This window comes from Microcoleus sp. D2_18a_D3, from assembly GCF_036702455.1.
Classification (GTDB): domain Bacteria; phylum Cyanobacteriota; class Cyanobacteriia; order Cyanobacteriales; family Microcoleaceae; genus Microcoleus.
This window is the reverse complement of the sequence record NZ_JAUBTK010000167.1, coordinates 1-5,665: the sequence shown is the minus strand read 5'-3', so window position 1 is coordinate 5,665 and position 5,665 is coordinate 1. Positions and strand designations below refer to the sequence as shown.

Sequence of the window (5,665 nt, the reverse complement as noted above, 5' to 3'; positions counted from 1 at the left end):
TTTTAATAATTTTAGGAATCGCGTATTAGCTTGCTTTTCTGATTAGATAAACTTATAACCATAAGTTCAGGAGAGCCAATCGGTTTTGCTTTCGGCTTGTTCTGATTCTCTAACTAATGCACCGATAGCTGTTCCCGATCGTAGTAGTTGTTTTGACAATACATATTCTTTTTTATTTATAGACAAGTATTTATATAGGTTTACCGTTCTAATGGCAAAAGCAAAAGATTTATTTTTGAGTGGTGAGTTATAAGTCATTTATACTTGATACTTAATACTTGACAGTGAACCGTTGATAGTGGACAGTTTTTAGCTGACACTACTTATTAGTCATTAGTCATTAGACCTCTTGCAAAAATAGCTATGATGGACCGGAGAACCCGTCCGAAAATGTGATTAAAAGGACTTTTGCAATCTTGTGTATTAGTCATTAGTCATTAGTCCTTGGGAATGGAGAATAGCGAATGGTGAATGGAGAATGGAGCATTGGGAAGCAAGCAAGGAAGAAGGCGGAACCAGTGGAACGAAACCCAACCGTCAACTGTCAACTGTCAACCGTCAACTGTCAACTGTCAACTGTCAACTGTCAACTGTCAACTGTTTACGCTCCCATGCCCGAATACTGCTTCAAACCCTGCCGCCAAAGCCAGCGATTCCACACAAAAAACACCGCACTCCAACCCAACATTACCAACAAACCGCGGCCTACATCTACGGGTAATCCTATCAAGATTGAAGCGGGAAAATGAATCAAATAAGGAAAAGGCGTCCACAAAACTACTTCGCGCACGGGTGCAGGAAACACTTCTAGCGGCGCGATAAGTCCCGATAAAAACAGGTAAATTAGAAACCAGAATTGCTCGATCGCACTTGCCCTTTCCAGCCAAAAAGCAAACAGCGCAAAGGTATACTGTATCAGGAACCGCAAGCAAAAAGCCAAGAGGATAACCAACAAAAATAGCAAAAACCTGCCCAAACTCGGCAGCCAAAAAGACTGCGGGTAAAGTGTAAAAAACAGCAGCACTAATCCCAATACAAACGGCAGCCTCGCAAACCTTTCGGAAATGTGAGATACGAAGTGGTGCCAGACGGGATCGAGAGGCTGCAACAATCTATTAGATAACCTACCTTGCACTACTTCCTTTTCAAACTCCCAAATCACCCAAACTACATTTGTTTGTCTGACAATGAAAGCTGCTAAAAAATAACGGGCAAAGTCGATCGAATTCAGCCCAAATTGACCAGTTTCGGCCGCCTCCATCCAGACACCCATCAAGATAAATGGCAAAGCTCCCGACAGAGCCCACAAAAACAATTCCGCCCGGTATTCGAGCATATAAGCATAGTAGGTAACTAGCAAAGTCTTAGCAATTTTGATGGCTTTTGTCATATCAATTGTAGATTTAATTTTTAGGTGTTAGCAACAGGCAATATCCCCGTTCCACAAAACATTGAAACTCTAGTGGAACAGATATCTTCCCTGTTATGGAGAAGGAACCCAGCCAAAAACATTACACTTTTCCCGTGCGAAAAACTCGACCGATTACCTCTTCAATGGGCGGGTCAGTAACAGTCAAATCTATCACTTCCAACTCCGCCAAAATCTTCGCCACACTCACCGTCAACTCTTCCCTTTTTACCAAGAATCGCACCGATTGTCCCTCAATAGATTCTACCTCTCCGTAAACAAAAGCACTATCTTTTGCCAGCGGCTTAGCTAATTTTACCTGAACTTCCCGATAAGGTGCAAACCTGTCGAGCAATCCGTCTAAACTGCCATCATAAACTAATTGACCTTCATGGATTAACAAAACGCGCTTGCATAAAGCAGTAATGTCAGCCATGTAATGGCTCGTCAACAGCACCGTTGCTTGATAGCGCTCGTTATATTCTCGCAGAAATTGCCTGACGCTAAACTGTGCGTTTATGTCCAAACCTAAAGTCGGTTCATCTAAAAATAATACTTCCGGCTGGTGCAGCAGCGCCGCCATCAATTCAGCTTTCATGCGTTCGCCTAAAGAAAGCTTTCGTACCGGCTGATTTAACTTGCCTTCTAGTGACAGCATCTCTGTCAATTCTCCGACTCGCCGCCGATAATCTGTATCGGGAATGCCGTAGACAGCGGCATTGATTCGCAGAGAGTCAAGCACAGGTAAATCCCAAATTAACTGCTGTTTCTGCCCCATTACTAAGGTGATTTTTTGCAGAAAATCTGCTTCCCGACGAAAAGGAGTACGATCGCAAACTCTCACAGTACCAGCCGAGGGATAAATCAAACCCGTCAGCATTTTCAGCGTAGTAGTTTTGCCCGCACCGTTAGCACCTAGAAACCCCACGAATTCCCCCGGTTCAATACTGAAAGAAATGCCCTCAACTGCTTTGATATTGCGGTAAGTGCGACTAAAAAAGTGTCGCACTGTTCCTTTAAGCCCCGGTTCTTTAATCGCTACCGGATAAACCTTGCTCAAGTCTTCAACTACGATAATTGGCATCGGCTCAAATTTTAACTTTTATTTTAATCTAGGATACTTCCATCAGGCTTGTGCCAAGATGGAGCGATGGAGATCTCTAGTAGGGTGCGCCAGCGATGGCTCGATCGCTCTGAGGAAATAACTGTGTTCTGGCGCACCCTACTAAACTGTAGAATATTGCACAATATCCATGCTCACCTCGCACAAAGTTTACAAATATGGTACTCACACCAGATAATTCAGGCATCTCTCGTTTGGTAGGAGACAATTCTCCTGAAAATATTACACTTGCACCAGGACAACTTGCTAGTTTTCCTGGGGGACTTTGGATGGTGGGCGGCAATGATACTGTCAGGGGCTCGTCAGATGCAGAAAGGATTTTCGGCAACGATGGTAAAGACAGTCTGTTAGGTGGTGTCGGCAGTGATTCTATTTACGGTGGCAAAGATGATGACGATGTTTTGGGAGAAAGTGGCGAGGATTTCTTGACAGGAGATAGAAATAGCGATTTCGTTGATGGGGGTGCGGGAAATGATTTCCTGCGCGGAGGACAAGGTGTTGATTTGTTAGTGGGCGGTGACGGTAATGATACTTTAATTGGCGACAGAGAGGTGGATATTTACCAAGGTGGTGCAGGTAGCGATGTATTTGTTTTGAGAGTCGATCAAGCGGGAAGCAGAGTAGTTGGAATTGAAGTTGCTGACGCGGTAATTGTGGATTTTGATAAGTCTAGCGATTCGATTGGAATTAGTGTGGAATTTACCAGCAGCAATATCTCCTTGGAAGAGGTAAGTTATAGCTTGAACGATCCGAGACTGCTGCTGATCGATCCTGCAAGTATAGCCGGTGGAACTAGCTTATTAGCCAAGGGTGGCATCTCGCGGCAAAGTCTTGATCCCGATGGCAACGGCCGCGTGGAAGCTACTAATATTAGATTCGGTTTTACTAATGCTTTGTTGGGTACTGTGTTGAATGTGACCCCAGCCGATTTAAACGGCCGTTTTATTAATGCTAATTCTTTGCTTTAATTCGTTGCTTATATATCTCTAGTAGGGTGCGCGGGCGCACCTTACCCATTACGCATGATCTAACTCACCGTCAAAACTGCGCGATAGCGCACTTGATTGTCGCGGACTTTCTGCATTGCTTCATTCGCTTGTGCGATCGCAAAAACTTCAATAATCGGCTCAATCTCAAACTTCTCTGCAATTGACAGCATTTCATTAATCATAGCGCGACCGCCGATGAGAGAACTCACAATTCGGCGTTGCTTCACCAGCAGCGAAAATAACGGAATGCTCAAAGGTTCGTCGGGAACTCCCACAAAAGCAAGCGCACCGTTAGAATCGAGAAAATCAATGTACGGAACCCAATCTAAAGAAGCAGGAACAGTGCTCAACAAAATATCTAATTTGCTGCGGGGGGCTTGAGGAATTTCACCTTTTCCTACTACAATAGCTTCGTCCGCCCCCATTTTATGTGCAAATTCTGCCTTATCTTGGGAAGTAGTAAAAACAGTGACGCGGTTGCCTAATTTTTTCGCAAATTGCACCGCCATGTGTCCCAAACCGCCGATGCCGAGAATGCCAATTTCTTGGCCAGAACTCATCCCCGCATTTCGCAAACCGGCGTAAACCGTAATTCCGCCGCACAACAGCGGCCCCGCTACGTTGGAATCGATGCCTTTGGGAATAGGAAAAGCAAAGCGGGAATCTACCATCAAATAATCGGCAAAACCGCCTGGGCCTGTAACAATTAATCCCTGGTTTTCATCACAGAGATTTTCGTTACCGCGCAAGCAGTCGCGGCACTGCAAACAAGACGACCTTTGCCAGCCGACACCAACGCGATCGCCCACTTTTAAATGAGTCACTTGCGGCCCTATTTCTGCCACTTCTCCGATAACTTCGTGCCCCGGAACGAGGGGATATTTTGATTGACCCCAATCGTTGTCAATCATGTGCAAGTCTGAGTGACAGATGCCGCAAGTTAACACTTTTATCAGACATTCATGTACTTTGGGAGGTTCGACATCGAATTTGTATTCTTCAAGCAATCCCCCGGTTTTTTTAACGGCTAGTGCTTTGATTTGCATGGTGGTATTTCCTGGTTTGTTTGCCATTATAGTGTTCGGGCCGGGTTTAACACTCTCTTTCTTTAGTTGTATATATTCAAGTGGATCTGCCCCTAGGACTCAGGCGCGTTACTAATAATTTGTCTGGTGCGCCCTGGGTACCTTACCAATTACCAATTATCCATTACCAATTAGTCTCACAACTTGCCTTTTTCCATTGCCCACTGCATCAAACCGGGGAACAACCGATAAGCTTCCGATGCCAAAAAAGCAGGGCCGACGGTAACTTCTGCACGCTGATTTTTCACACCATCCCAGATAGCTTTAGCAATATCTTCTGGCTGAGTTGCCCACTCAGATTTCAGCATTTTGCTCATTTGCTGGCGGCGCAATTCGACTGCGGGTTCGTCTCGATCGCGAAATTGAGCTCTTTCTAAAAAATCACTGTTAATCAGGCCCGGATGCACGGCGCAAACGTGAATACCTTGAGGCGCTAATTCCAATCTCAAAGTTTCTGTTAAACCGGTTACTGCATATTTGCTGGCGCAATAAGCAGTCATTTGAGGCAAAGGCATTTTGCCGCCAATGGAACCAACATTGACTATTGTCCCAGTTTTTCGTTCCAAAAAATGTGGCAATATTTCTTGAATTGTGTTAACGCATCCCCAAAAATTGGTATTCATTAATTGCTGCCAGTCTTCGGAGGTAGTGTGCTCGATCGCCCCCGTGAGACAAATGCCAGCATTGTTAACCAAAACATCAATGTTGCCGCAGGCATCTAGGGCTTTTTGGACGATCGCGCGCACTTGTTGAATGTCGCCAACATCCCCCGGAATAGCTACAGCGGAACTGCCTTCTCGCTGCACTTGAGCCGCTGCTGCTGCCAATCTCTCTGGCTGGCGAGCTACCATCACTACATCGTAACCTTTACTTGCAAATAAAATTGCTGTTGCTTTGCCGCTTCCTTGAGAAGCGCCTGTAATCAAAACTGTAGGAGCCATAGATTGTTATAAATTGTAATATCAATTCCGGTTGAACCGGAATGACTGTTGACTGTTGACTGTTGACTGTTGACTGTTGACTGTTGACTGTTGACTGTTGACTGTTGACTGTTGACTGT

6 protein-coding genes are annotated in these 5,665 nt (G+C 45.0%); 1 reads left to right on the top strand and 5 read right to left on the bottom strand.

All coding sequences use genetic code 11. The annotated features are described in order from the left end of the window. Nucleotides 1–66: 66 nt before the first annotated feature. The 3 genes from QUB06_RS33900 to QUB06_RS33890 form a co-directional block, all read right to left on the bottom strand. Nucleotides 67–258 carry a four helix bundle protein gene (locus QUB06_RS33900; protein ID WP_333439142.1) on the bottom strand — a complete coding sequence of 64 codons (192 nt, stop codon included), beginning with the start codon at nt 256–258 and terminating at the stop codon, nt 67–69. Between the two features lie 343 nt (nt 259–601). Then, nucleotides 602–1,390, bottom strand: a complete 789-nt coding sequence (locus tag QUB06_RS33895) for an ABC-2 family transporter protein (RefSeq protein WP_333439141.1) — start codon at nt 1,388–1,390, stop codon at nt 602–604. Nucleotides 1,391–1,511: 121 nt separating this feature from the next. Next, nucleotides 1,512–2,492, bottom strand: coding sequence for an ATP-binding cassette domain-containing protein (locus tag QUB06_RS33890; RefSeq protein WP_333439139.1), 981 nt, complete (start codon nt 2,490–2,492; stop codon nt 1,512–1,514). 197 nt (nt 2,493–2,689) lie between these two features. On the opposite strand from QUB06_RS33890, the gene QUB06_RS33885 reads away from it, so the two are divergent. Next, on the top strand, nt 2,690–3,499 hold the full coding sequence (locus tag QUB06_RS33885) for a calcium-binding protein (protein ID WP_333439137.1): 810 nt from the start codon (nt 2,690–2,692) through the stop codon (nt 3,497–3,499). A 59-nt stretch (nt 3,500–3,558) separates the two neighbouring features. Here QUB06_RS33885 and QUB06_RS33880 read toward each other — a convergent pair whose 3' ends face one another. Next, entirely contained in the window at nt 3,559–4,566 is a 1,008-nt protein-coding gene (locus QUB06_RS33880; protein ID WP_333439135.1) for an NAD(P)-dependent alcohol dehydrogenase, read from the bottom strand. A 176-nt stretch (nt 4,567–4,742) separates the two neighbouring features. Next, the gene (locus QUB06_RS33875) at nt 4,743–5,546 is read right to left on the bottom strand and encodes an SDR family oxidoreductase (protein ID WP_333439134.1); all 804 of its coding nucleotides are present in this window, start codon (nt 5,544–5,546) and stop codon (nt 4,743–4,745) included. Nucleotides 5,547–5,665 lie beyond the last annotated feature (119 nt).